We start from the raw sequence: 24,185 nt of genomic DNA on the forward strand, positions 1-24,185 counted from the left end.
TTGAGCCATAAATAAAAAAATTGACGTGAGTTAAAAATTGATAATAATCTGCATAAGCTTTTATAACTGATTGAACCTTTACCTAGTGTTTTGGTTCGTGGCTGCGCCTCAGTCGCCATAAGACTGGGGCATATCTTTTATCCCCTTCCACATCAAAATTCAGATTACTATTTGACCCTATCACTATCTACCTAGCTAAGTTTTACCTCCACCAGCTAGACCATCCGCATTTGGATGAGGCGTGATCACATCAGCGTTCGTTAAATCAAAACAACCTGACTCTTCCGTTCCGCTGATCGCTTTGATAAACGCCAACTTCATCTCTGGAATATCCTTAAATACCGTCATCCAAACACTGAAAAATCCAACCGTAAGCATCTGCTCAACCGTTATTTCAATAAAAACAGAGTTATTACGCTTATTTAAATAACGTGAAAGTGCGATGTTCGCCTGCCCCCACGCCTCAATTCTTTGTTTTACACGATCAAGCGCGATGTCGCTATTAACCGAATGTGAAGATAGCTTCCTTAGCCCAACTAAAGCCAATGTGTTAAGGGCGCACACTTGTAAATGTTCTGATAGCGCGGGATTAGGGGTAATTGAACCGTCGGCACGATAGTCAAACGCATAGAAAGTGTTGTCACGATCTGGAAAAAATATATCGGCAAAATTAAATGGCTTAGCGCCTTTAGTTGAATTGCAATTCACACAGGCTAATAAAAAATTGGTCCAAGTCCCTTCTAAATCTGGTTTTCCATGCAGCCCACTTTTAGGCTCGATATGCTCAACGGCCAACCCTGTAGTGATTTTTCGCTCACAATAACTGCAATAATGACCAGAAGGCCTGCCGTCTTTTGTTTTACCCGCCGAAATACGCCTAATAAGATGCGGCAGTGCGTCCTTATAGTCTTTAAAATCATGTGGTTGTGGCGAAGTATTACGTCTAACGGGTCTCAAATCGTTCACCAAAAACAGATGCGTATTGAAGTTCTAAAAAAGCTTGATAAGCCGGATTATCAGCATAAGGTGCAATTTGTTCAGCGAGTTGCTTCTTATAAGCTTCCTGCTTTTCCTCAGGTGCGCTATTAGCCTCTTCGAGCAACTCAAGAAAACTTTTAGCCGCCTGCTTCATTTTTTCATATCGCACACTCGTATCAGGGCGCTCAACGCCCATGTTCTTGGCGATTTCTTCAATCCCTTTATTCGCGTATTCGCTCAAGGGTTCGCCATCAAGCATGATGAGCTCATCATCACTTCGTAAAGATTGAATTAGAAAAGGCGAATGGGTCGTACAAATAAACTGAATTTTAGGAAATAACCGCCGCAGATCTTCAATAATTTTGCGTTGCCATTTAGGATGCAAATGCAAATCAAGCTCATCAATCAATACGACTCCCTCAACTTCTTCGCTCGCATCCTCTAAATGCGGGTTTAAAATCGCGGCGCGACGGGCAATATCACAAAACAAACCTAGAATCGTCCGCTGTCCATCACTAAGATGATCAAACGGAATAACCTTGTCATCCTTAAAATTCACCATAACGCGACTGGCTTCAAAGTCAAAACGCAAACCCGTACAATCTTCAAGTGCATACATTGCCGCTTTACGAATCGACTGTAAAATCGGGGTATCTTTTTTCTGCTGTAGCGAAGCTAACTCATGTTTTAAAAGCCACTCACCAATCGCCTGGTGATCCGCGCCAGTATGAAAGCAATCAACATAAGGATCAAATCGAGAGTATTGCGCTTTAGCTGAAGCTTCGATATTCAGTTCGTTTTCAGGTAACCACAGACGATCACAGCCATAAAAAGCAATGACGGGCAAATTAAAGTTTTTACCGCTTTCGATATACTCCAGAATATCTTTTCCAAGTGTATCAAGTCTAAGGTTGTACCATGTTGGAGAACCCGAATACTTTATATCACCATAGGTTAAAGTTTCAGTACTTACTTCACTTCTCTTTCTCGACCAGTCCGCCTCACATTTTTTCTTATTCTTGTAACGGTCAATAATAGTGGCTTGTCCCTCGGCTTTAATCAAAACGTCCTTACTACGATCAAACCGATTATCTATTTGAATTTCACGCATTTCATGGTCTTCAATCGGCCTTAAATTCTGGTCACTTTTTATATACGCGTTCGCCCAGCCACCCAGGGCAACCGATACCGCATTTAACAATGACGTTTTACCCGTACCATTCACCCCGATAATCAAATTGAATTCAGGATGAAAGTTAAACTCTTTTTCACTGAAAAGCTTAAAATTTTTGATTGTTAGCGTATCAATTCTCATTGCATCGACCATTCCAGTGAGGAAATTCTAAATTTGTAATTATAGCTTTCAGAAACCAGTCCTACACCGTTCAAAGCGGCAAAATTCAACCTGTTTAATGAAAATGTATTGGACTGCCTACAAATAGTTTTTTAATTCTGAGTTCATTTCTGTCACTTAATGAACGTAAATTTACAGTTCAAACTTATGCAAGTATCGCGAATAAACCCAGCCTTGGATCATTTTTTCCGTGTCGGTATCGTAGTATTCAATTAAAGACCAAGCTTTTTGTTTTTCAATCAGTTTAACGATTCTTCCTCTTTTTAAAGTGTCAATGACTTCAAGTTTTTTTCCGGCATCAGCTCGAACATGTAGAACGGTTTTGACATCAACAAAACGATGGTTCGCTAAAATTACAGGGCTCAGGTGCTCACTTGCAGTAGAAATAATCTGTTTTTTTGGTGTTTCTGGTTCGATGCCTTGCCACTTTTCCTGCCAATATGGGGTCGTAACATTGACTAGGATACCAATCGCATACTCCAAAATTTTTAGAAAAATGAAGTAAGAGATTATTTTGACTGGATCAGGTAAATCGTTAAACCACTCTTTAAAATGTTTCTGCCCATCTTCTTCAAGTTCTAGCGGTGGTGAGGCTTCCCACTCTTTCCAAGTTTTTCCAGTTAAGGAATCTAGATTTGCCCAATTAGAGAGGTCAACGTGAGCGATTGATTCACTCATAACTGCATATTTTTCAACTAAATCATTAATGGGGGCATACATTCCCGCAATAGCGTTTGCTCTGGCGATGGCCTCTGCATATTGAGTGTTTGAAAATTCTAGTGACGCTAATATTGATGCGTTTTGACTACTAAGGATTTGTTCAAGGTCGTTTTCGGTATTTGATCCCAGAACAGATAGGTCAAATTGATCCGTTAATTTTGCAATAGTGCTTTCGCCATTAATTAAGGCGAGTTGTTCTTGTATAGAATCAAGACCATAGGCTTTTAAAGGGTCTGCTACAGCTCTCATTGACTGTTCAATGGTTTCCCATGCTTTGACTGCTGCACTATTCATGCTTTCCAGTACAGAGGTTACCGATGAAGTTTTTGAAAGCCACTCTTCATGTTGTGCTTGCATAGCTTTTACGGCTGAAACCGTTGGAGAATCAAAATATTCTTTGTATTGAGACTGTAACGATTCAAGCGACGACAAACCCGGTGAATACAGGCCTTCCACTTGCTTTATCAATTCTGCTTGAGGAGAGAAGGCGTTAGTGATGGCCAATTGTGCTTCCAGTTGTTCTGACCACAGTGCGTTTGATGTTTGACAGGCCGCCAGTGCAGATTCATTGAGATGCGCTAGTGCATTAACAGCCTCAAAGTCAACCAAGCTAGAGGCTTTTGTTAACTCTTCAAGTTCGGAATTGACCGCAGTAATCTGTTTTAACCAGGCTTGGTCAAAATCTTTCATTAAAGTAGACCTTTAAAAGCGGAATCGAGAATTGAGGATTTTAAACTTTGCAAATCTTCAATTTTGGCAAGTAACACTTCTTCCGCATTGTGAGTCTTGCTTTTAAGCGCTTCAATCGTTTCCACTAATTCTTTTTGCTCTTCCAAGGAACACATTGGGATTTCAATCTTGCTTAAACGAGTTAATGCTAACTTTGGTTGCGCAACTGTTTTAGTAGCCAATCCTGCCTGAGCAGAAAAATCTGAGGTTAACGTGAACAGATACAGGTAGCTTAAATCCAGTTGTTGTTTATCTTTGATAACCAACTTGGCTGCGTTTTCCGTCAGGTTTGCACCGTCCAATTCGGGCGGTACAAAGCCTGTTTTACCGATAGTTCCGGCGATACTAATATAAAGATCGTCCTTCGAAATCACATAGCGTTTGATTTGCTCATGGATTTCTTTCGATATGTACTTGATGTCAGATAAATCTATTGTGCCTTTATCAGTAAAATCTGCTACTCGGATATATGGGTGATCAGTCACTTCATCACTTAGCTTTTCGCCTTTTGGCAGGCGCTTGCCGCCTTTTACCTCAGTTAGCGATTCAATAGTCATTCGGTCAGTGATAGCTGCAAACTGCCCATCAAGCGCTGATTGAAGAAGACTACTCTTTAATGTGATGCTTTCCTGTAGGTGTTCGATGGCGGTGTCGATGCGGGTGAGCAGTGCATCGAGTTTTTCGACGATGCGTTTTTGTTCATCAATGCTAGGAATCGGTATTAACGCCTTCTTTAGATTTCCATCTGTAATTGCGGGGTATGAAGCGCCGCCTACATAAGGTTCAATCTGACGTTGAACAAAGTCCGTTGTTACAAAATAAAACAAATAGGCTGGTAAAACTTTTTCATTAGCTCTTAGAACACAGAATCCCGTTGATGCTACAGGTGATTTATATTCATCTCGAACCAACGCAATATTTTTTAAGTTTGGACGCGTAGTGGCAAAGATCACATCGTTTAGCTGTATTTGTTTCTTCGCACGCGATGGGGCATCTTTGCCAAGAATTTCTTTTGGTTCTGTGATGGTAAATCTATTACGATCAACTGAAGATATATCAATATACGTCCACAATTTATTAGTGTCTTTTAATGGATTTAGATTTTCCGTTTTTTCAACCGCTTCAGCCAGCTTGTGCCACTCCCACCCCTCCGGCAGTTCGTATAAAACTTGCTCCATAATCACTTCTCCGCCAGTAGCTGTTCAATCTCATCAAGCAGGCCTGCTACTTGTTGTTCTTTGATGCGGATTTGTTTGAGGATGTCATTGGGCGCAAGATGTACCGTGTCTTTTTGTTTGGCCGGGTTTTTGGCCGGGTTTTTGGCGGAGAGATCATAGTCTTCAGCTAGTTTGCTGGCTGAAACTGTCCATGAGCGTTCTGTAGTGGTTCGGCGATTATAAAGTTCAACAAACTCGGCTAAATGCGCGTCGGTAATGGGTTTGTTTTTGGTGAGTTTTTGTTCGGGTTCGCATTCGTAATACCAGACATCGCTGGTGCCGCCGCTGCGTTCAAAAAACAGTACATTGGTTTTTACGCCGGAATAGGGCAAAAACACGCCAGCGGGCAGGCTTAAAATCGTGTGCAGGTTAAAGTTTTCCAGCAGTTCTTGTTTGACCTGTTTAAACGCGCTATTGGTTTGAAATAGCACGCCTTCGGGAATCACAATCGCGGCTTTGCCACCGGTTTTGAGGGTTTTCATAAAGTGTTGCATAAACAGCAGTTCGGTGGCGTTGCTTTGAATCGGGAAGTTTTGTTGGATTTGTGATTTTTCTTTGCCGCCAAATGGAGGGTTGGCGAGAATGATGTCGTAGCGGTCTTTTTCTTGAATATCACGGATATTCTGCGTCAGCGTATTGCCGCGATATAAATTAGGCGATTCGATGCCATGCAAGATCATATTCATCATGCCCATCACATAGGCCAGCGAGGTTTTTTCAAAGCCGAAAAACGCATCCTGCTGAATAAAATCCCACTGCTCGGTGGTAAGTTGCGATTTATTGGCTTTGAGATGGTCAAAAGCTTCGACTAGAAAACCACAGGAACCCGCGGCGGCATCGTAAATGGTTTGACCAGGCCTAGGGTCGAGCACTTTCACCATCGCCCGCACGACTGCGCGCGGCGTATAAAACTCACCGGCATAACCGCCCGCATCGCCCATGTTTTGTAGTAGTCCTTCGTACACCAGCGACAGCTCAAACAAGTCGCTTTCAGATTGAAAATTCAGCGTGTCGATAATATCCAGCACTTCACGCAAAGTGTGACCAGACGCAACTTTATTGTCGAGGTATTGGAAAATCGCGCCGATTTTATAGGTGAAGGATTTTGGGTCGGCGCTGGTGGCGTTGGCGAAATTTTTTAGGTAAGGAAACAGTTCTTTGTTGACGTAATCGGTGAGGTCGTCACCGGTGCGAACGCGGTTAATATCCAGCTTGCCATCGGGCGTTTTCGGGCACGCCCAGTTTGACCAACGGTGTTCTTCATCCAATACCGGTTGGTAAGGTTTGCCGGATAGAATGGCTTCGTCTTCCTTTTCGGCTTCATAGTCGTCTAAAAACTTGAGAAACAACACCCAAGAGGTTTGTTCGGTATAGTGCATCGCCCCGCTAATGCCATCATCGCGGCGCAGTATGTCGGTAATTCGGTCTATTTTTTGTTGTAGTGACATGAGTTAAAGTTTTCCGGTAATAAAGTTGTACATATTTGTAATGTCTTCACTGATTTCATCAGCGGGTATTAAGTCGATATAAGCTTGAAGCCTTTCAATGTCTAAGCCTTTATCATTCTCAATAATTGGCCTTAGAACTTGCTTCACCCTCTCCGAAGACAATTGAGCTAAACCTTCATTAAAACATGAGCTTTCCTCGAAGTGCCGACTAGCGATTGGAGCTTTATTTCCACTTTCTTCATCAACTTGACATTGATAGTCGCCATTCATTCCTAAATGTAAATGGCAAGCTAAACCAAGAGAATCATTATTTATTTTTTTAAGAGCATTATGGCTTGCTAACGCAGTATAAGAAAGTAAGTAGTGTTTGATTTCACGCCTTCTCCATACCAATATTGAGGATTTAAATTTCGCATCCCTTGCTATTGGAGTTAACAGTGACTTAGTCCCCTTTAATTCTAGGCTATCGGTATTGATGCTCGCCAATGGTAAATTATCCCGGTCACATATTAAATATACACTCTTAGCTTTATAACTAGCTCCGTCAAGGTAACTTGTAAAAGACTCAAGCCATTTCAGCTTTTTAGCTGCAAATGACGATGTATGAGAATCCCAGCCAGACTCAACCGAAACACAGCAGAACTTCTTTAGAAAAGAATCAACTCCGTCATACCTTTCTTCACCTAATTTTTTTTTAACAAGTCGAATGAATATCTGCCAATCATTTTCGTTGTCCATTAAAACTATTCTCTCGTAAAGTGAATAGGTTTTTAAAGCAGTTTTATTGATATTCGAAATTTGCTCTAATCGCTCTTGAAGCTCTCTGCGCTCGGAACAAGGAAGCACTCTTCCCTGACTTACAACAAGAATATTTTCTGCACCAATTTCAGAAATGGAATCTAACTGATGTGTAGTTACTAAAGATCTTCCTTTTGCATTAATCACTCTATCCCATAACTTACCAATATTCTTGTAATGTAAGTGACTATCCGCCTCATCAAAAAGAAATATAGTATTTTCACTATCAAACAGATCGAACAATGAATAAACAAATAAAAGCTGATATTCACCATCACTTATATCATTTAGGCTAACTCCATCAATAAAGTTAAGTTTAAGGCTCGTTTTGGTAATTGGATTGTTTGAATCAATGGCTTGTGTAAAAAAAGCAACTACTGGGTTTTCACTTATTCTGTTTGAATCAGCCTGGTCTTGAATAGGAGATTCAAATGATACATTGAATATATTTTCACTTTTTATCGTTATATCTCGATTAGAAATAATATCTTCAAACTCGTAATTTGAATCAATAGTATTTTCAATAAAGCTAGATAAAGTACGGAAATAAGGCGTATTCCTTATCGTGTCTATTTCACCAAGCTCCTCCTTTTTCAGCGCCTCTGCGACTTTATTTACATAAGGTCTATCAACTCTAAAACCAAAACTCAGTGAGGTACTGATGTCATCTTTGTCCTCTCCACCTTTTACAGTCTGTTCCTCTTCAACAAGCTTTAGAGCCCTTAAAAGCTCTCTAACTTTTCCAGATTTATCTAGCACAGAAGCCAAAAAAATCAAAAGTGGTGCCCACGATTTATCATAATAAAAGCTACTCAGTGAAAACCCAGAGTTCAATTTCCTCGATTTTTTTAAATAGTTTGAAAATACCCTTGAATATCTCTCATTATGTCCCGAAGAAAAGCATACCAACTTCCAAGATGACAATATTTCACCTGATAATTGCCCCTCAAACACACCTTGTAAAATTGATGATTTACCAGACCCATTTTCTCCTATAAGAGCTACATATTTTCCAATTTCAAATGACTGATTTTTTTTGTGTAAAATATTGCTTTTTAGCTCTACTTTTACCATTAAGCGACCTTATATAGCTGTTGTTGTAGTTGTTTAAACGCATCAAGTAAGTGCGTGGCTTTGCCGCCAAAAGCTAGGGATGCGTCTTTGGTGGTGCCGAGTCCAGAGAGTTCAATCAGCGTTGGAATACGGTCACGCGATAGTTCTGTAACCCCTGTTTGCTCGTAACGCTCAAGAACAAAGTGCAAGAAGTCTTGTGCTTTTTCATGTTGGTATTGGGCAAAGAAATCGGCGTTGCTGCGCACTTTATCCGCGCGCGCTTTTCGGGTTGCCATAGGTTGTTCAAACGCTAAAAAAGCGAGAAGATCAAACATATCGCAGGCTTCGGCTTCGAACATGCGGCGTAGTGTTGCGAGTTGCTCTTTATAAAATCCGGCATGAATCAGTTTTTGCAGCAACTGATCGCGTTGATCCGGGTCTGACCAAATTTCACGTAATTCATCTACGTTTTTAAACAGGCCTGGTAGTTGTTGAATCAAACGCTCTACAAATTCTTGTATCGTTAGCGGTTTGCCGTGTTCATCAATATAGCGGGTTTCAATATCAATCACTTTGATTTCGCGGTATTGACCCAGCTTGATTTTTAAGCGTGTTTTAGGAGGTTCAGTGGGGCCTCCAATTGGTGGTTCCGGCTTTTCAGGCGGTTGACCATAAGGCGGCTGGGGTTCTTTTAGGCCGCCACCAACTGGCGGTTCGGGTTCGCCATCCCAATCATCATCGTAAAACTTGTTGGTCGCACCCCTAAAATCAATAATGGTGAAGTAGTCTTTGCCGTCAAACACGCGCGTACCGCGCCCGACAATTTGTTTGAATTCAACCATTGAACCAACGGTGCGATCCAATACCACATTGCGTACATTACGCGCATCCACACCGGTAGTGAGCATTTGCGATGAGGTTAAGATGGTGGGGATGTCTTTGTCATTGTCTTGAAACTTCTCCAGCAATTCGCGGCCTATTTTGCCTTCGTCGCTGGTCACACGCACGCAATAGTGCGGGTCTTTAATCTGTTTGTGTTTATTGATCATATCGCGCATAGTGAGCGCGTGATTTTGGTTTTCGCAAAACACGATGGTTTTATCCATTGGATTGATGTTTTCGAGAATTGATTTAGCAACCAGCTCAGTGCGATCATCGACCACAATTTTGCGGTCATAGTCTTCGACTTGGTAAATGTCTTGCTCAGACTCGCCTTCAATGATTTGATCGTCTTTAGTAAGTACCAATTCATCTAAATTGGTGCGGATACGTTTGACGCGGTAAGGGGTTAAAAAACCGTCGTTAATCCCGTCTTTCAGTGAATATTCAAATACCGGTTGGCCGAAATAGTCATAGGTATCGACGTTATCGGTGCGTTTAGGTGTCGCGGTTAAACCTAGATGCACGGCGCTGCTAAAATGATCTAAAATCGCACGCCATGATCCTGCTTCATTAGCGGCACCACGGTGACATTCATCAATCATCACTAAATCAAAAAAATCTTGCGAATAGGCTTGGTAGTAGCCATCAATATTTTCTTTTTCGGCTATCGCTTGATAAATCGCGAAAAAAATATGTGCATTAGTGGGCACCACGCCATGACGCTTACGCACCTCTTCACCATTGATTTTTATCAAGTCTTTTTCATAGGGGTTAAAGGTGTTGATCGCTTGATCTGCGAGAATATTTCGGTCAGCCAGAAACAGTATCCTTGGGCGACGTGCGCCAAATTGATCTCGATTCCAACGAGCCTGAAACAACTTATGCACGATTTGAAACGCAATAAAAGTTTTTCCGGTTCCGGTCGCCAAGGTTAATAAGATTCGCTGTGCGCCTTGACCAATTGCGTCAGTCGCGGCGTGTACAGCCAACTCTTGATAATAACGTGGTTGCATCGCACCTTCTAAATGGAAAGGCACATTGCGCAATTGTTGGCCAATGTCGGAATTTATGCCAGCATAACGCTGTTCAAGCTGTTCAGGCGTGGGGTAAAACTCAATGTACTCGCCTTGCCCCGTATCTAAATCAAATTCATAGGTTTGCTTGCCATTACTGGCATAGACAAAACGCACCTTGAGTTTTTTGGCGTAATCTATCGCCTGCTGCAAACCTTTGGTGGGGTGTTCAGCTTCTTTTTTGGCTTCAATAATCGCTAAATAGCGATTGTCCTTATGCAACAAGTAATCAACAAAACAACGCCGCCCCCGCACGCCCCCCGCCATTTTTCGACCGTCGGTGAAATAGTGTTCACGGATAATTTGACTTGGATGCCAACCCGCTGCATTTAAGGCGGGATCAATGTAGTTGGCGCGAGTATCGGCTTCGGATTGCATAAGCAGCTCGGTTGTTTAATAGGCAATTTAAGTAGTTTAACCAGGCCTGCTTGTTTGAGCAAGCAGGTGGCTTAAATGAAACTACGCTTGGTTTTCTACCAAGCGTTTAAGGTTTTGGATGTCGGTTTCGGTTAGGCCGAGTTCATTAGCGAGTTGCATATCATCCAGTGTTTCGGTGGGAATACCTTCGGGAGGCAGGTCGGGGAGTTGATAATCGGTGCAGTTGGTTAAGCTATGCTGGAATATATACGCGCCTTCGGTTTCATCAATCTTCGCAAGGCGATAAATTTCTTCGAACACAATATCCGCTTTGTCAGCAGGTACGATCACTTTCAAAAAATCCATGTCCTCCCAGCTATTGATTGCACCGGTGGTTTGCTCATTGCGCACAATTAAAAACTCAGTCGCTAAAATATAATCCGGCTCAATTTGATCTAATAGCTCACTCGAGGTTGCTTGGGTTATCACCGCACCGATTAAGCTCATAGGTTGTGAAAGCAGGTGCGTATTCAAAGGGTTAGCCTGGTTCATCTTGCCCCCTTATCTCTGTTGATGGGCTTGTTCAATACGTTCAAGAATATGCGGCGGAATATAGGCGGCGGCCTTATCCAACTTAGTGACATACATAATCCCCATTCCCGGTGTATCTAATTGACCCGCTTCATACATCCTAACAAACACTTCTTTTTCTTGCTCTTCAGACACCATGATCTGAATCACTTCTTTTTCGGCTTCAACCGTAATACTTAACAAACCAAGGCGATCACGCACCCCTGCCCCACGACCATAGTGAATCGACGCGCCTTGCGCCCCGGCAGCACGCGCCGCCGCAACAATAGCATCGCCCTTGCCTTTTTGCACCATACAGGTGATCAGCGAAACGCCGGTTAACAAGGTCATTTTCTTTTCTATACTCATGCTAATATAAAACCTTTAAACCCTTACATTTAAGTAAGATATTAAAATAATTACACTTATAAGATGTTTATGATTTTATTCGGACTGTCGCATCTCGATAAGCCTGCTCTTTATCACGCTTTCCAATTGCAATAACAAATACCACCACGCGCGCATCTTGCACTTGATAAATTAGACGATAACCGCTTTGACGCAGTTTAATTTTATAGCAATTATCAAGCTCTCTAAGTGCGTTCTTTTTAACTATTGGGTTCTCAATGACCTGCTCAAGTTTCTTTTTTAATTGGCTACGAATACTTCCATCAAGTTGTTTCCATTCTTTAAGTGCACGTTCATCAAATTCAAGGTTATAAGTCATCCAAACTCACCGCAACCGGCTTAGGATCATTTAAACGCTCACGCACTGTTTCCAATAAATCAAAATCTTCCTCACTTAAAAGCGCTGGTTTAAAAGGTAGTTTATGGTTTTGTGCGACATATTTTAGTGTTTGACGCAGTAACTCTGATGGGGTGATGTTTAAATTTTCTAAAGCTTGGTATGCTTCGCTTTTAAGCTCATCATCAACTCTAATTGTTATGGTTCCCATAGCTTTTCCTTTTATTGTAATTACATTTGTACTTACAATAACACATATTATTTATAATGAAAACAGGGCTAACGATCCTTGCAGTCAACTGAGATTAAAACCACTTCAATGTAAAAAACCCTATTTTTTATTTTGCGTTTAATGTTTGATAACACTTTTCTTGCAAACAAACTTTTAAGCGTATCGCTAAACCGGTGAGTTGCACCGTAATAATCGGGCCAATCGACGCCAAGGCTAAAATACCAAAGCCTTCAACCGCCCCCACGGCCAGCCCTAAACCCAAACCCATTGCCAAAACCAGTGGAACCGTTACTGGTCCGGTCGTGACACCGGCACTATCCCAAGCAATATTGACATACTTTTCATCCGAAATAAGGGTTAGCACCATCGCCAGCACATAACCCGGCAGAATCAGCCAAATCAACGACCAATCGAAAATAATTTTCGCCACCCCAAGTGCAATCCCCGCACCGACACCGACCGCAACCGCATACATCAAAGCTTGTTTTTTGAACGCACCGTTGGTGAGGGTTTCCACGGTCATGCCTAACGCATTCAACGCCGGCTCGGCCAGTGTTGAGCCAAAGCCCAATAAATAGGCAAATAACAACGTAATCGCTATCCCTAAACCATACCAATAAAACGGTGACCCCTCGATGCCTTGAAGTTCAGCAAATGCCGCCGGAATGGTTGAACCGGTTTGCGTACCCAGTAGCGCCAAACCATAGCTTAAACCCAAGTTAAAAATAATCATCCCGACAATCGTTAAACCTAGCCCCAGCATAATCACCCGACTATTCGCCAACTTCTCGCGTAACAAAAACACCAAAATCAGGCCTAAAAACCCAATCAGCGGCACAATCGCTCTCAAACCATTGATAATCTCAACCGAAGGCGTCAGCTGATACCAAGCTGGTTCTACCACCTCAACATCTGACACATAAGCCAAAATTTCATCAATGCTAATCGCCGATTGCACGTAAATACCGAGCACCAAAACCGCTAAAATGGGGAACAAAGACGCGAGGGTAACAATCCCAAAGCCGCTCATCGATTGTTTACCGCTACCGGCAGCGGCGGCGATACCGATGCCCAATGCCAATACTAACGGCACCGTCACCGGTCCGGTCGTGACCGCACCACTGTCCCACGCCAAACCAATAATCGCACTAAGTTCAGGATTAAACGCCACATAAACGGTCAAAGCTAAAGTTGGAATCACCGAAGCAAAAATCAGCGGTTTAATACTCCAATCGTAGATAAACCGCAAGGTGCCGATTAAGGCCGCCAGCCCCACCCCAACACCAACCATCAATACCAGCGTTTCAGTATAAATATTCAGCATCGCATATAGATAGGGCGCATCCTGTGCGACCACGTTTGCCCCGGCTTCTTTTAACGCACCAATCGACGGCTCGGCAAAGGTCACACCAATCCCTAACAAGAAAGTGACCCCTAATAACACCGGTAAGCTGGATTTTTGCGGCAGTTTATTACCAATGGTTTCACCAAACGGCATTAAACCCAGTTTAAGCCCCTCAATAAACAGCATTAACCCGATCATCACCGCAATCAACCCGGCGGTGATAATCCCGGCATCGACAATCGGCTGGCGTAAGATAATGAGTTGAAATAAGATCAGATAAATCGATAAAGGCAACACAGCTCGGAGCTGATCACCTAAACGCTCGCTGATATAGGGTTGCAGCAAACGCCAGGCATCAAAACGCGATACTTTAATTTTGGCATAGGCCGCATCCGGTGATTCAACCAACTCGTTATAACGAATCGAGTGGGTCTCAAACCGCTCTTTTTGCACCACTTCGTGATAACGAATCGGTTGTTTTTCCATAAAAAATAAATCTCTAAGGTGATGCGCGCAAAGCGCGATTGGACATCCATTTTGCGAAAATACTGTAGCCCAAGACGGTAATCATCGGGAATACCGAGGCAAAGGCAATCAAACCAAAGCCATCCATCAGGATATTACGGCCTTCAATGTTAGTCGCCAAGTAAATCCCAAATGCGGTAATCAACGGCACGGTAATTTCCGAAGTGGTGACACCCCCCAAATCAAACGCAAAGGCATGCATTTCTTTAGGCGCGAAAAACACTAACACCAATACGAATCCGTAAAGTAGCGTGATTAACAACCAAATATCCATGCCATGCAGGATTTTATAGGTGCCTAGCAAAATACCACAACCCACACCCACAGCGACCAATACTCGAATCAAGGTCACATTTAAACTCAACTCAGAGTATTTGTCGGCTTGCTTGATTACCGCCACCAATGCGGGTTCAGCCATCGTGGTACCAAAGCCCACCAAAAACGCAAACAGCAGGATAAAGAACGCACTGTTCATATCCACTAGGTTACCGGCAATCGATTCGCCTATTGGGAACAAGCCCAACTTGATGCCTAAGATAAAGCCATATAAACCGATCACAAGAAAGACAAAACCAATAATCACACGCGAAAGATTCGGTAAACGCTTACGCAACACCAAGAATTGGAAGATAAAAATCGTTGCCAAAATCGGTAGGATATTTAAAAAGGTATCAAAGATGCCCGCCAAAATAACCATCGGCGCAAAATCGGCAAGGCTATAGGCTTCTTCAATCGGTTTTTCGTAACCCACACCCAACATACTTAAATCATCGCCCAGCGCAAAAATACCATAAAGCTGAATACTGATCATCGGTGTGATTGCCGCCAGCGCAACAAAGCCAAAACCATCACGCAATACACTACGACCACGAATCGACGAGGCAATGCCAATCCCAATCGCAACAATTAACGGCACCGTCGCGACGTTGGTGGCTACACCGCCTGAATCATAAGCTAAACCGATGATTTCTTTTGGGGTAAACGCGGTAATCACCAATACCAAAATATAACCGGAAATAATGATTTTCGACACAGACCAACCAAACAACGAACGAATAATCCCGAACGCGGTGATTGCCCCAACCGATGTAGCGATAATAATCCGCAAGGTAAACGCATCAATCGCGCCTAGGGTGATTTCCTCAGCTTGAAGTGCGACCGCAATGATCGCGGGTTCCGCAATCGAGGCCGAAAACCCAATCGCAAAGCCAAAAAGCGTAAACAATACCACCGATCGTTTTTCAAGGAATTCATTAGACAGTGAATTACCTAGCGGAAACACCCCGACTTCCAAACCTACCAAGAAAAACGCCACCCCAACGATAACAATCATAAAACCGATGGCAATCGACAGCACGTTATCCGGTAAAGTCTGGAACACCAGTAACTGAAACCCAACAATAATAATCAGAATCGGCAATATATTACGAAAGGACTCGAATAACGCATGCTGAAGCTGTTTTAATATTTCAGCCATGCCAAATTACTCAACCATTGACAGTAAATAATCACTCAAATCGGTCACACTTAACACACCTTTTAATTCATTGTTATCTGTAACCAAAACCCGTTTGATATTCAGTTCTAACATCATTTTAGCGGCATACTTAATATCAATTTGTGACGATACCGAAAACGCCGGTTTGTTATAAACATCAAACACATTTAAAAAATCAATATCACCCTCTTCCACCAAGATCGGCTGCAAAATTTGCGAATTGGTGATAATGCCATAGGCATCGCTATCGGACGTTTTTTCTACCACCAAAGACTTTAAACGATGGGTTTTCATCAACTGCAAGGCTTCTTTTAACGTGGCATGAGGTTTAATCGTTACCACCTCAGTTCGCATCACATCCGCTACCAATACTTTTTTATCAGACATTACAAACGCTCCTCTTGTTCAATGTTTTTCTCAAATTTATGTAATAGCACCTTATCTAGTCCAACGATATGATTGATTGGCGTGGTGAAAGCTAATCCATTATTATGGGTTTCATCAATATATAACTTTAACGCTTTTAACACCTTGCGCGACATGCCTTCTTCAAGCACATACAGCAACACCGTTTGATTGCCTTCAAAGGTTAAAGAAAAAAATGATTTCTTTTCCTCAACGCCGCTTCCTTTCGCATCAAAAATCGTCGCGCCAGCTGCCCCAGCTTCCTTGGCGACTTTTTTAATCGCCGTTTCACAATCCGATGGCGCAATCACCACCAATGCAACAAACTTCATATACACCTCGCCAATAGAATAAAAATTAAACATCAATAGTTACAATTCTAACCGTTTAGAAAACTATTTCATTTAAATTTACAGGGAATTTTACTAATCATTATTTTTTGCATAAAGTTCAAATAACCTGATTAAACCTAGTAAGCTTAAGCAAAATTACAATAGGTTGCCAAAGCTTAAATTTTAATGATACTTAATATTTTTAAAAATTGATGGGCTCGATTTAGGCAAGGAACTATTTTTGCAATATTTTGGCTGCAGAACTCAGTTGGTAGAGCAACGGATTTTCAATCCTTTTTTACCCATCACACTAAAATACTTTAAAATCAATTAAAAGCCATAAAACTACACAACCCTTTATCTACCACAGTCCATGTGTTATTAATATCACTATTGATGCGTAGTGCGCAACACGCTATAATCAAACCATGATTAAATCATTTAAACATAAAGGCCTTAGGCAGTTTTTTGAAGCGGGTAGCGTAGCGGGCATTCAAGCACCCCATACTAAAAAACTTAGAATGCAGTTGGCCGCCATCGATACCGCCCAACAGATAGAGGACATTAACCTACCCGGATTTAGACTTCATCCGTTAAAAGGTGAGCGTGCAGGTATATGGTCTATTTCTGTAAGTGGCAACTGGCGCATTACCTTTGAATTTACTGATGGCAATGCTTATATCTTAAATTACGAGGATTATCACTAATGACCATGCACAACCCACCACATCCCGGCGAATTTATTGAAAGTGTTTATCTTGAAGACACAGGTTTAAGTGGACGACAGCTTGCTGAACATCTTGATGTTGCGCCTTCAACAATCCAGCGAATCTTGAAGGGAAAAAGTGGTGTCACACCGGATATGGCGTTACGTCTTTCAAGGGTTTTAGGGCGTACCCCTGAGAGTTGGTTAGCCATGCAAGCCAACTATGACTTGTGGCATGCAAAGCAGAACGCCTATTTTTTAAGTTTAAAACCGATTAGCCTTCATAGCGAGTTCACATAGTTCTAACAATCAGAAAGCTGGTTAAAAGCGATGGTTTAGTCCAGTTATTTTTTGGCTAAATTGGATTTATAAACTGTCCCTAATTCGTCACCAAACTATTTTTGCAATATTTTTGAAATAGTGTTTGACAGGCGCAAAGCCCGTATCTATAATACGCGCACACCGAAATTGGCTGCATAGCTCAGTTGGTAGAGCAACGGATTGAAAATCCGTGTGTCCCTGGTTCGATTCCAGGTGCAGCCACCATATTTGAAATTCCCTTTTTTAAAGGTTGTTTCACAAAAATTGCGAGCGTGGTGGAATTGGTAGACACACCAGATTTAGGTTCTGGCGCCCTCGGTGTGAGAGTTCGAGTCTCTCCGCTCGCACCATAAAATAAACCCCGATATTAAGTACCCCCACTTAGTTTCGGGGTTTTTTTATATCTAAATTTTGTAAATCCTGTGTGTTCGTGGCAAGATATCTTTTTAACTTGATCAAAAGAGATGCGCAATGATTTCAGTCATTGTTATTGATTTAGACGGGACATTACTTAACGAAAATCACTGTATTTCAACCTCATCTATTCAAACTTTACAACAATTAAACTCAGATGGAATTGAAGTTGTTCTAGCAACAGGTCGTCATTATCAAGATGTCTATCTATTAGCTCAACAATTAGCTTTCCCGGTTTGGTTAATCACCTCTAATGGTGCCCGAGTGCATAATCTAAAGGGTGAATTAATTTATGAAAACCATATTCCGGTTCATCTTGTTGCTGAAATTTTAAAGCTTTCTACTGGGTTTGAAGTTCATCGTAATATCTACCAACAAGATTTATGGCTGGTTGAAGAAGCCAATGAACCTTTGCTTAACATCCATCATAGTTCCGGGTTTGCTTATCGTATTTGTGATTTTGCTCATTTAGATTATAGACATATAGACAAGTTTTATTTTAACGCCAGTTATGAACACTTAAAGCCTTTACACCATCAATTAACTCAAGCTTTTGGTGAACAGCTTTATATTACGTTTACCACGGAACATTACCTAGAAGTGATGAATCAAGGGGTTTCAAAAGCCCAAGGTTTATTGAGTATACTAAATCAGATGGATATAACACTGAATCAAGTGATGGCTTTTGGTGATGGATTAAATGATTTGGAACTGTTAAAAAACGTAGCACACCCTGTGGTGATGGCGAATGCTCATCCGGAATTAAAGCGCCAAATACCTGATGCTTATCAAGCTTTATCAAACCAAAATGATGGCGTTGCCAGGTATTTAGAACAGTATTTTTTAAAGGAATAACCAGGCCTGCTAGGTTACTTGCCGATACAAAATGAACTAAAAATACGGCCTAATAGATCGTCTGAACTAAAACGACCGGTAATTTCAGATAAGGCATTCTGAGCTAAACGCAAATCCTCAGCCACCAACTCACCGGCCGCAAAATGTTCAAGTTGATACTGAGCATTAATCATGGCTTGCTGTGCTTGATTCAGCGCATCAATGTGACGTTTGCGCGCCATAAATACCCCTTCCGCCGTTTGTTCTAATCCCATCGATCTTTTTAAGTGATCGGTTAAGTAATTTAATCCAATTTTATGTTTAGCAGAAAGATAGATTTCGGTTTGAGTTTCGTTATTTACCAGGCCTGGTTGCGCATTAATTAAATCAATTTTATTGCGAATAAGTGTAATCGGTAGCTTCGCAGGAAGTTTGTCAAGAATAGCTTGGTCTTCAGGATCAATCGCTTCACCGGCTTGTAGCATAACCAAAACATGATCTGCGGTTTCTATCGCTTGCCAAGCGCGCGCAATGCCAATTTTTTCAACCTCATCGCCGGTTTCACGTAAACCGGCGGTGTCTAAAATATGTAAGGGCATACCATCGATATGAATATGCTCTTTAACAATATCTCGGGTAGTGCCTGCTATATCAGTCACAATCGCGCTTTCTCGTCCTGAAAGCGCATTTAGCAAGCTTGATTTTCCGGCATTAGGACGACCAAGTATAACGACCGACATGCCTTCCCGAAGCAAAACCCCCTGCTTTGCGGATTTTAAAACTTGATCCATCGTTTGCATTAATTGATAAAGCTGTCCGGCAACATGACCATCGGATAAAAAATCAATTTCTTCTTCTGGAAAATCAATCGCGGCTTCTACATAAAGTCTTAGCTGAATTAATCCTTCAACCAATTGGTCAATTTGCCGAGAAAATTCGCCCTGCAAGGACTTTAATGCGCTGCGTGCGGCTTGTTCTGATGAAGCATCAATCAGGTCTGCAATCGCTTCGGCTTGAGCTAAATCTAACTTATCATTTAAAAAAGCTTGTTGTGAAAATTCACCAGGCCTGGCTAAACGCGCTCCAAGCTGAATAACCCGATCTATAATCCATTGCAAAATAATCGGACCACCGTGGGCTTGTAATTCGAGGACATCTTCACCGGTAAAAGAATGGGGACTTTTAAAAAATAAACCTATGCCCTGATCTAGAATTTGATTATTTTCACCATAAAAACGCCCGTAGTGAACTTTTCTTACTTCAGGTTGGGTCTTAAGTATTGATTGAGCGATCGCTTCAGCAAGAGGGCCTGAAACGCGCACTATACCTATTCCACCTCTACCGGGTGGTGTTGCAATCGAAGCAATGGTTTCTTTTTTGGATTGGGTCATCATTTTAATCAAAGTCAAAATCGTCTAGGGGTTGAATCATTGTTACTCCGTTATTAAGCATTCGTCCACGTTGTTGAAAATAACTTTCACGATAAAAAACATAGGGGTCTGGCATGGTTTTTAGCAGATCAACTAGATCTGTGACTTGTACATAGCTGTCAAATCCGTCGGCGATTGAAAATGCTATATGCCCTTGAGTTGTAGTCTGGATGATATAAGAAAATGTTGGATCTTGAGAGTATTCAACCCCTTTTCCAAATAAATCTCTAACGGTATAGGCACCTAAAAACGGAACCATTACAAAACTGGATTCTTCCCATACGCCCCATTTGTAAAGCGTATGGCCAAAGTCTGTTTTTTCATAGGGCAGGCCTGCTGGGGTTGCTATGTCTAAAAGTCCGCCTAGTCCAAATACCGTATTAACCGAAAACCGCATAAAATCCCCCAGACCTTTTTCGAAATTTCCCTGGAGAAAATTATTGGTCATGTTGAGTGGCATTCTTAAGTTAATAAAAAAATTAGATACAGCGGTTTGAGCAGGTTTAGGCACCCCTTTTTTATAAGCATGGGTAACAGGTTCCCCTATATAGTCATGAAACCCCATGTTAAATGCAAAGATACTCCGGTTAAAGTTTTCAAATCTGTCTTCTGAATTGAAGGGCTGTGCGTTGGTTTGAAAACTTAGGCTTATCAATATAGTAAATAAAATAGAATGAAGATTTTTATTCATGGTTAGATTTCGATTTTAAAATGTTGGTTAATTTTTGATTGTACAAGGTATTTGTAGCTTTGTAACCGCTTCAATCATGGTTTTTAATAAATGTTTACGTGGAAAGGTTTTTCGCCAAGCTAAAGCCACTTTTCTTGGCGGAATGGCTGGTTTTATCGGTTTTATGGTTAACATCTCTTCATCATAGGATTGCACTGAACTACAAGGTAGAATGGTAATACCAGCACCGGATGCAACCATATAACGAATGGTTTCTAATGAACTACCATCAAGTGTTTTTTGCAGTTTGTGGGTTTGAAATTGTATTTGTTCTTTGTAGTCGAATGCATCAATCACTTGATCTCTAAAGCAGTGACCTTCTCCCAGCATTAAAAGGGTTTCGTTTTCGATTTGTTTCATACTGATATGTGGTTGATCAGCTAAATGATGTTTTTTAGGCAAAGCGACGACAAAGGGTTCTGTGTAGAGTGTTAATGTTTCAATATTTGGATGGTGAAAAGGCAATGACAAGATCACAAAGTCTAAGTCGCCATTTTGAAGCTTATCAATCAATGAGTGTGTGTAGTTTTCTTGCAGAATTAAAGGGGTTTTATCAGCAAGTTGGTGAAATACAGGGATGAGTTTAGGTAATAAGTAAGGGGCAATCGTATAGATAGCACCCAATCTAACTTCTCCACTATGGTCGCCTTGATCTTCTTTGGCTAGTTGTTTGATAAGTTGTGTCTTTTGTATGATGTCTTCAGCCAGCTTTACAATCTGCTCTCCAATCGGTGTGACTAGAACTTCGGTTTTGTTTCGTTCAAATAGTTCAACTCCTATTTCTTCTTCAAATTTTTTTATGGCAATACTTAAGGTCGGTTGGCTGACAAAACAGGCTTCGGATGCTTTTCTAAAATGACGTTCTCGAGCAACGGCAACAATATATTTCAGTTCATTTAGCGTCATTAAGTTATCCCTATTATGTATTTATATATTTCTTTTTTCTTTTCTTTGTTGTTATTGGTGAAGCTTGCATTTGGTATAAAACCATTAAAATTTTTTATATCAATAACTTAGCTTGTTGTTAAGCTGTATAGAAAATACGACTAAGCTAGGCGCATGGCTTGTGGGTCAATTGTGGATAAGTTTTTGGTTATCTTTAGCAAGCTATCTTATCCACACTCATCCACAAGTTATTATAAAAGTTATTGGCTTGTGCGGGCGAACAAAAAAAGTCACAATGGCAGAAGATTAAAATTATTGAGGTTTTTATGTTTAAAAAATTGGTTAGACAACGACGAACAGCTTATCAGTTTTTGGATAAATCATTAGACAAGGATCTGGTTAATCAGTGTATTGATGCTGCTATATGGGCACCAAATCATGGTTTAACCGAACCTTGGCGTTTTTTTGTCTTAGGTAATCAAACGAAACAGAGTTTGATGACTATTTACGCCCAGCTGCGAGCTGATAAACGTGCCGAACCTGGTTCTGAAGAACATCAGACTATCTATCAAAAAGCGTGTCAGCGTTTTTTGGCTAATCCGGCGATGGTTTTAGTGGGTCAACTGAAATCAAGTAATCCGGTTACCTATAAAGAAGATTATGCCGCTTGTAGCTGTGCGATTCAAAATTTTCAACTTATGGCAACAGAATTTGGTTTAGGTGTGCAATGGAGTACAGGCCCTATTATCGAGGCGAATGAAACCTATTCCATACTCAAAATTAATCCAGAAGAAATTGAATTAATTGGGTTGTTGTATATGGGTTACCCCAGCTGTGACAGCAATCAAATTCGTAAACCTGTTGCTGAAGTAACGCAATATTATCCTTAAAAAACTGTAGTTTCGTCCGACAGACCTTTAGCCCGAATATTTCACAAATTTATAAAATATTCGAGCTAGGATTGCAATTCGGAAATAACATTGCCTAATAATTGTGTGAGCCTGTCATTTTGAGAATAATCGACCGGACAGTCAATGATTGAAACAGTGTTGTCTTTTAGCGCTTGTTTTAACACCGGTAGCAGTTGATCAGCGGCTTCTATACGGTAGCCCTTGGCACCAAAAGATTGCGCATACTGAACAAAGTCAGGATTTTGAAAATCAATATAAGCTGCACGACCATATTTACGTTTTTGTTTCCACTCAATTAAACCGTATTGGCTGTCGTTCCAAATCAAAATTACAATAGGCGTGTTACAACGTAAAGCGGTCTCAATTTCTTGAGAGTTCATCATAAAACCGGCATCACCGGTGACAGCAACAATCGCGCGTTCCGGGAAGGCCAGTTTGGCCGCAATCGCACCGGGTACGGCAATCCCCATACCGGCAAAGCCGTTAGAGATGATACAGGTATTAGGCTTTTCTGCGCGAAACATCCGTGCCATCCACATTTTATGGGCACCGACATCGCAAATAGCGATATCGTCATAATTCATTGCGGTGCGTAAGTCCCAAATGATTTTTTGTGGTAACAATGGAAAAGCATTACTGTCAGAACATCGGTTCATTTCTTCTTTAGTCGCATCACGTAAAGGATGATCAAGCTGAGTTGGTTTGGCTTGATTAAGCAGGCTACGTAAAGATTGAATATTCTTAGCAATATCACCAACCAGTTCAATATCGGGCATATAACTTGAGTCAACTTCAGCCGGTAGGGTATCGATATGAATAATCTGGTGGTTATGGTTTGGGTTCCAAAGATGTGGATGATATTCCACCATATCAAACCCAATACAAATCACCAGGTCTGCTTTAGAGAAACCACCGTTTTCATAGTCGCCTTTTTGTAAGCCCGCTGTACCCATAGCGGTTGGATTTTTATAAAAAGGGATAATGCCCTTAGCCATAAAGGTATTGACGGTAGGAATATTGAGTTGTTTAGCAAAAGCATAAACTTCACCACCCGCTTTTGCACGTACTGCACCATTACCAACCAGAATCAGCGGACTTTTAGCTTGTTGCAAGCTTAATGCGGCTTGTTTAATTAATTGTTCTGATGCGGTTGTTAGCCGGGTTTGAGTTACCTTAAGAGGTAAACACTCCGTTTCCATATCGGCTATGTTTTCCGGAAAGTCTATAAAGCTGGCGCCGGGTTTTTCCGCTTGTGCTAGCTTAAAGGCTTTACGAATGACTTCCGGGATAGTTTCAGGTTCAAGAATTTGAGTTGCGTATTTACTAATCGGCTTAAACATACTCACCAGATCAACTACTTGGTGAGATTCTTTGTGCATGCGATTGGTCGCCGCTTGTCCGGCAATCGCGACCAATGGCGCGTTATCCATATTTGCATCAGCGACCCCGGTTACTAGGTTAGTGGCACCCGGTCCAAGGGTTGACAAGCACACACCGGCTTTGCCGGTTAGCCGTCCATAAACATCGGCCATAAAGGCCGCACCCTGTTCGTGGCGTGTGGTGATAAACTCAATGTCAGAATCGAGTAGTGCATCTACCAGGTCAAGATTTTCTTCTCCAGGGATACCAAAAATATACTCTACGCCTTCGTCTTCAAGACATTTAACAAACAGTTTGGCAGCTTGCATTGAGT

23 protein-coding genes and 2 tRNA genes are annotated in these 24,185 nt (G+C 41.5%); 6 read left to right on the plus strand and 19 right to left on the minus strand.

Annotated features, from left to right (window positions below; genetic code table 11):
• Positions 1 to 195: 195 nt before the first annotated feature.
• The 15 genes from JX580_RS11505 to JX580_RS11575 form a co-directional block, all read right to left on the minus strand.
• Complete coding sequence (locus JX580_RS11505; protein WP_248850681.1) at positions 196 to 966, minus strand: HNH endonuclease; 771 nt, start codon at positions 964 to 966, stop codon at positions 196 to 198.
• Positions 944 to 2,293: an AAA family ATPase gene (locus JX580_RS11510; protein ID WP_248850682.1), complete on the minus strand. Its 1,350-nt coding sequence runs from the start codon at positions 2,291 to 2,293 to the stop codon at positions 944 to 946. The genes JX580_RS11505 and JX580_RS11510 overlap by 23 nt, the downstream gene beginning before the upstream one ends.
• A gap of 171 nt (positions 2,294 to 2,464) precedes the next feature.
• A complete protein-coding gene (locus JX580_RS11515; protein WP_248850683.1) occupies positions 2,465 to 3,742 on the minus strand; it encodes an SH3 domain-containing protein in 1,278 nt (425 codons plus the stop codon).
• The gene (locus JX580_RS11520) at positions 3,742 to 4,959 is read right to left on the minus strand and encodes a restriction endonuclease subunit S (RefSeq protein WP_248850684.1); all 1,218 of its coding nucleotides are present in this window, start codon (positions 4,957 to 4,959) and stop codon (positions 3,742 to 3,744) included. The genes JX580_RS11515 and JX580_RS11520 overlap by 1 nt, the downstream gene beginning before the upstream one ends.
• 2 nt (positions 4,960 to 4,961) lie before the next feature.
• Positions 4,962 to 6,446 carry a type I restriction-modification system subunit M gene (locus tag JX580_RS11525; protein ID WP_248850685.1) on the minus strand — a complete coding sequence of 495 codons (1,485 nt, stop codon included), beginning with the start codon at positions 6,444 to 6,446 and terminating at the stop codon, positions 4,962 to 4,964.
• A 3-nt stretch (positions 6,447 to 6,449) separates the two neighbouring features.
• Positions 6,450 to 8,318 carry an AAA family ATPase gene (locus JX580_RS11530; protein ID WP_248850686.1) on the minus strand — a complete coding sequence of 623 codons (1,869 nt, stop codon included), beginning with the start codon at positions 8,316 to 8,318 and terminating at the stop codon, positions 6,450 to 6,452.
• Entirely contained in the window at positions 8,318 to 10,630 is a 2,313-nt protein-coding gene (gene hsdR, locus JX580_RS11535) for an EcoAI/FtnUII family type I restriction enzme subunit R (protein WP_248850687.1), read from the minus strand. The genes JX580_RS11530 and hsdR overlap by 1 nt, the downstream gene beginning before the upstream one ends.
• 81 nt (positions 10,631 to 10,711) lie before the next feature.
• On the minus strand, positions 10,712 to 11,161 hold the full coding sequence (locus tag JX580_RS11540) for a hypothetical protein (RefSeq protein ID WP_248850688.1): 450 nt from the start codon (positions 11,159 to 11,161) through the stop codon (positions 10,712 to 10,714).
• Between the two features lie 9 nt (positions 11,162 to 11,170).
• Complete coding sequence (locus tag JX580_RS11545; RefSeq protein ID WP_248850689.1) at positions 11,171 to 11,548, minus strand: P-II family nitrogen regulator; 378 nt, start codon at positions 11,546 to 11,548, stop codon at positions 11,171 to 11,173.
• Between the two features lie 67 nt (positions 11,549 to 11,615).
• Positions 11,616 to 11,906, minus strand: a complete 291-nt coding sequence (locus JX580_RS11550) for a type II toxin-antitoxin system RelE family toxin (RefSeq protein WP_248850690.1) — start codon at positions 11,904 to 11,906, stop codon at positions 11,616 to 11,618.
• The gene (locus tag JX580_RS11555; RefSeq protein WP_248850691.1) at positions 11,896 to 12,135 is read right to left on the minus strand and encodes a type II toxin-antitoxin system RelB/DinJ family antitoxin; all 240 of its coding nucleotides are present in this window, start codon (positions 12,133 to 12,135) and stop codon (positions 11,896 to 11,898) included. Before JX580_RS11555 ends, JX580_RS11550 begins: the two co-directional genes overlap by 11 nt.
• 127 nt (positions 12,136 to 12,262) lie before the next feature.
• Positions 12,263 to 13,987 carry a DUF1538 domain-containing protein gene (locus JX580_RS11560; RefSeq protein ID WP_248850692.1) on the minus strand — a complete coding sequence of 575 codons (1,725 nt, stop codon included), beginning with the start codon at positions 13,985 to 13,987 and terminating at the stop codon, positions 12,263 to 12,265.
• A 13-nt stretch (positions 13,988 to 14,000) separates the two neighbouring features.
• Positions 14,001 to 15,503: a DUF1538 domain-containing protein gene (locus JX580_RS11565; RefSeq protein ID WP_248850693.1), complete on the minus strand. Its 1,503-nt coding sequence runs from the start codon at positions 15,501 to 15,503 to the stop codon at positions 14,001 to 14,003.
• 6 nt (positions 15,504 to 15,509) lie between these two features.
• Entirely contained in the window at positions 15,510 to 15,911 is a 402-nt protein-coding gene (locus JX580_RS11570; protein ID WP_248850694.1) for a CBS domain-containing protein, read from the minus strand.
• Positions 15,911 to 16,261 (minus strand): P-II family nitrogen regulator, encoded by a 351-nt coding sequence (locus JX580_RS11575; protein ID WP_248850695.1) that lies wholly within the window; start codon positions 16,259 to 16,261, stop codon positions 15,911 to 15,913. The genes JX580_RS11570 and JX580_RS11575 overlap by 1 nt, the downstream gene beginning before the upstream one ends.
• Positions 16,262 to 16,689: 428 nt before the next feature.
• On the opposite strand from JX580_RS11575, the gene JX580_RS11580 reads away from it, so the two are divergent.
• The 5 genes from JX580_RS11580 to JX580_RS11600 all read left to right on the plus strand — a co-directional run bounded on the left by JX580_RS11580 (position 16,690) and on the right by JX580_RS11600 (position 18,557).
• A complete protein-coding gene (locus JX580_RS11580; RefSeq protein WP_248850696.1) occupies positions 16,690 to 16,968 on the plus strand; it encodes a type II toxin-antitoxin system RelE/ParE family toxin in 279 nt (92 codons plus the stop codon).
• Positions 16,968 to 17,267, plus strand: coding sequence for a HigA family addiction module antitoxin (locus JX580_RS11585; RefSeq protein ID WP_248850697.1), 300 nt, complete (start codon positions 16,968 to 16,970; stop codon positions 17,265 to 17,267). Before JX580_RS11580 ends, JX580_RS11585 begins: the two co-directional genes overlap by 1 nt.
• Positions 17,268 to 17,437: 170 nt before the next feature.
• A tRNA-Phe gene (locus JX580_RS11590) sits at positions 17,438 to 17,513 on the plus strand.
• Between the two features lie 41 nt (positions 17,514 to 17,554).
• A tRNA-Leu gene (locus tag JX580_RS11595) sits at positions 17,555 to 17,638 on the plus strand.
• 121 nt (positions 17,639 to 17,759) lie between these two features.
• Complete coding sequence (locus JX580_RS11600; protein ID WP_248850698.1) at positions 17,760 to 18,557, plus strand: Cof-type HAD-IIB family hydrolase; 798 nt, start codon at positions 17,760 to 17,762, stop codon at positions 18,555 to 18,557.
• A 14-nt stretch (positions 18,558 to 18,571) separates the two neighbouring features.
• On the opposite strand, the gene mnmE is transcribed toward JX580_RS11600, so the two are convergent.
• The 3 genes from mnmE to JX580_RS11615 are packed head-to-tail and all read right to left on the minus strand — an operon-like array spanning position 18,572 to position 21,602.
• Positions 18,572 to 19,930, minus strand: coding sequence for a tRNA uridine-5-carboxymethylaminomethyl(34) synthesis GTPase MnmE (gene mnmE / locus JX580_RS11605; RefSeq protein ID WP_248850699.1), 1,359 nt, complete (start codon positions 19,928 to 19,930; stop codon positions 18,572 to 18,574).
• Between the two features lies 1 nt (position 19,931).
• Positions 19,932 to 20,657 (minus strand): MlaA family lipoprotein, encoded by a 726-nt coding sequence (locus tag JX580_RS11610; protein ID WP_248850700.1) that lies wholly within the window; start codon positions 20,655 to 20,657, stop codon positions 19,932 to 19,934.
• A gap of 27 nt (positions 20,658 to 20,684) precedes the next feature.
• Complete coding sequence (locus tag JX580_RS11615) at positions 20,685 to 21,602, minus strand: hydrogen peroxide-inducible genes activator (RefSeq protein ID WP_248850701.1); 918 nt, start codon at positions 21,600 to 21,602, stop codon at positions 20,685 to 20,687.
• Positions 21,603 to 21,907: 305 nt separating this feature from the next.
• Between JX580_RS11615 and JX580_RS11620 the strand changes: the two genes are divergently transcribed.
• Complete coding sequence (locus JX580_RS11620; RefSeq protein WP_248850702.1) at positions 21,908 to 22,471, plus strand: nitroreductase family protein; 564 nt, start codon at positions 21,908 to 21,910, stop codon at positions 22,469 to 22,471.
• A gap of 65 nt (positions 22,472 to 22,536) precedes the next feature.
• Here the strand turns inward: JX580_RS11620 and JX580_RS11625 are convergent, their stop codons facing one another.
• Positions 22,537 to 24,180 carry an acetolactate synthase large subunit gene (locus tag JX580_RS11625; RefSeq protein WP_248850703.1) on the minus strand — a complete coding sequence of 548 codons (1,644 nt, stop codon included), beginning with the start codon at positions 24,178 to 24,180 and terminating at the stop codon, positions 22,537 to 22,539.
• Positions 24,181 to 24,185 lie beyond the last annotated feature (5 nt).

The organism is Thiomicrospira microaerophila (assembly GCF_023278225.1).
In the GTDB taxonomy this organism is placed as follows: domain Bacteria; phylum Pseudomonadota; class Gammaproteobacteria; order Thiomicrospirales; family Thiomicrospiraceae; genus Thiomicrospira; species Thiomicrospira microaerophila_A.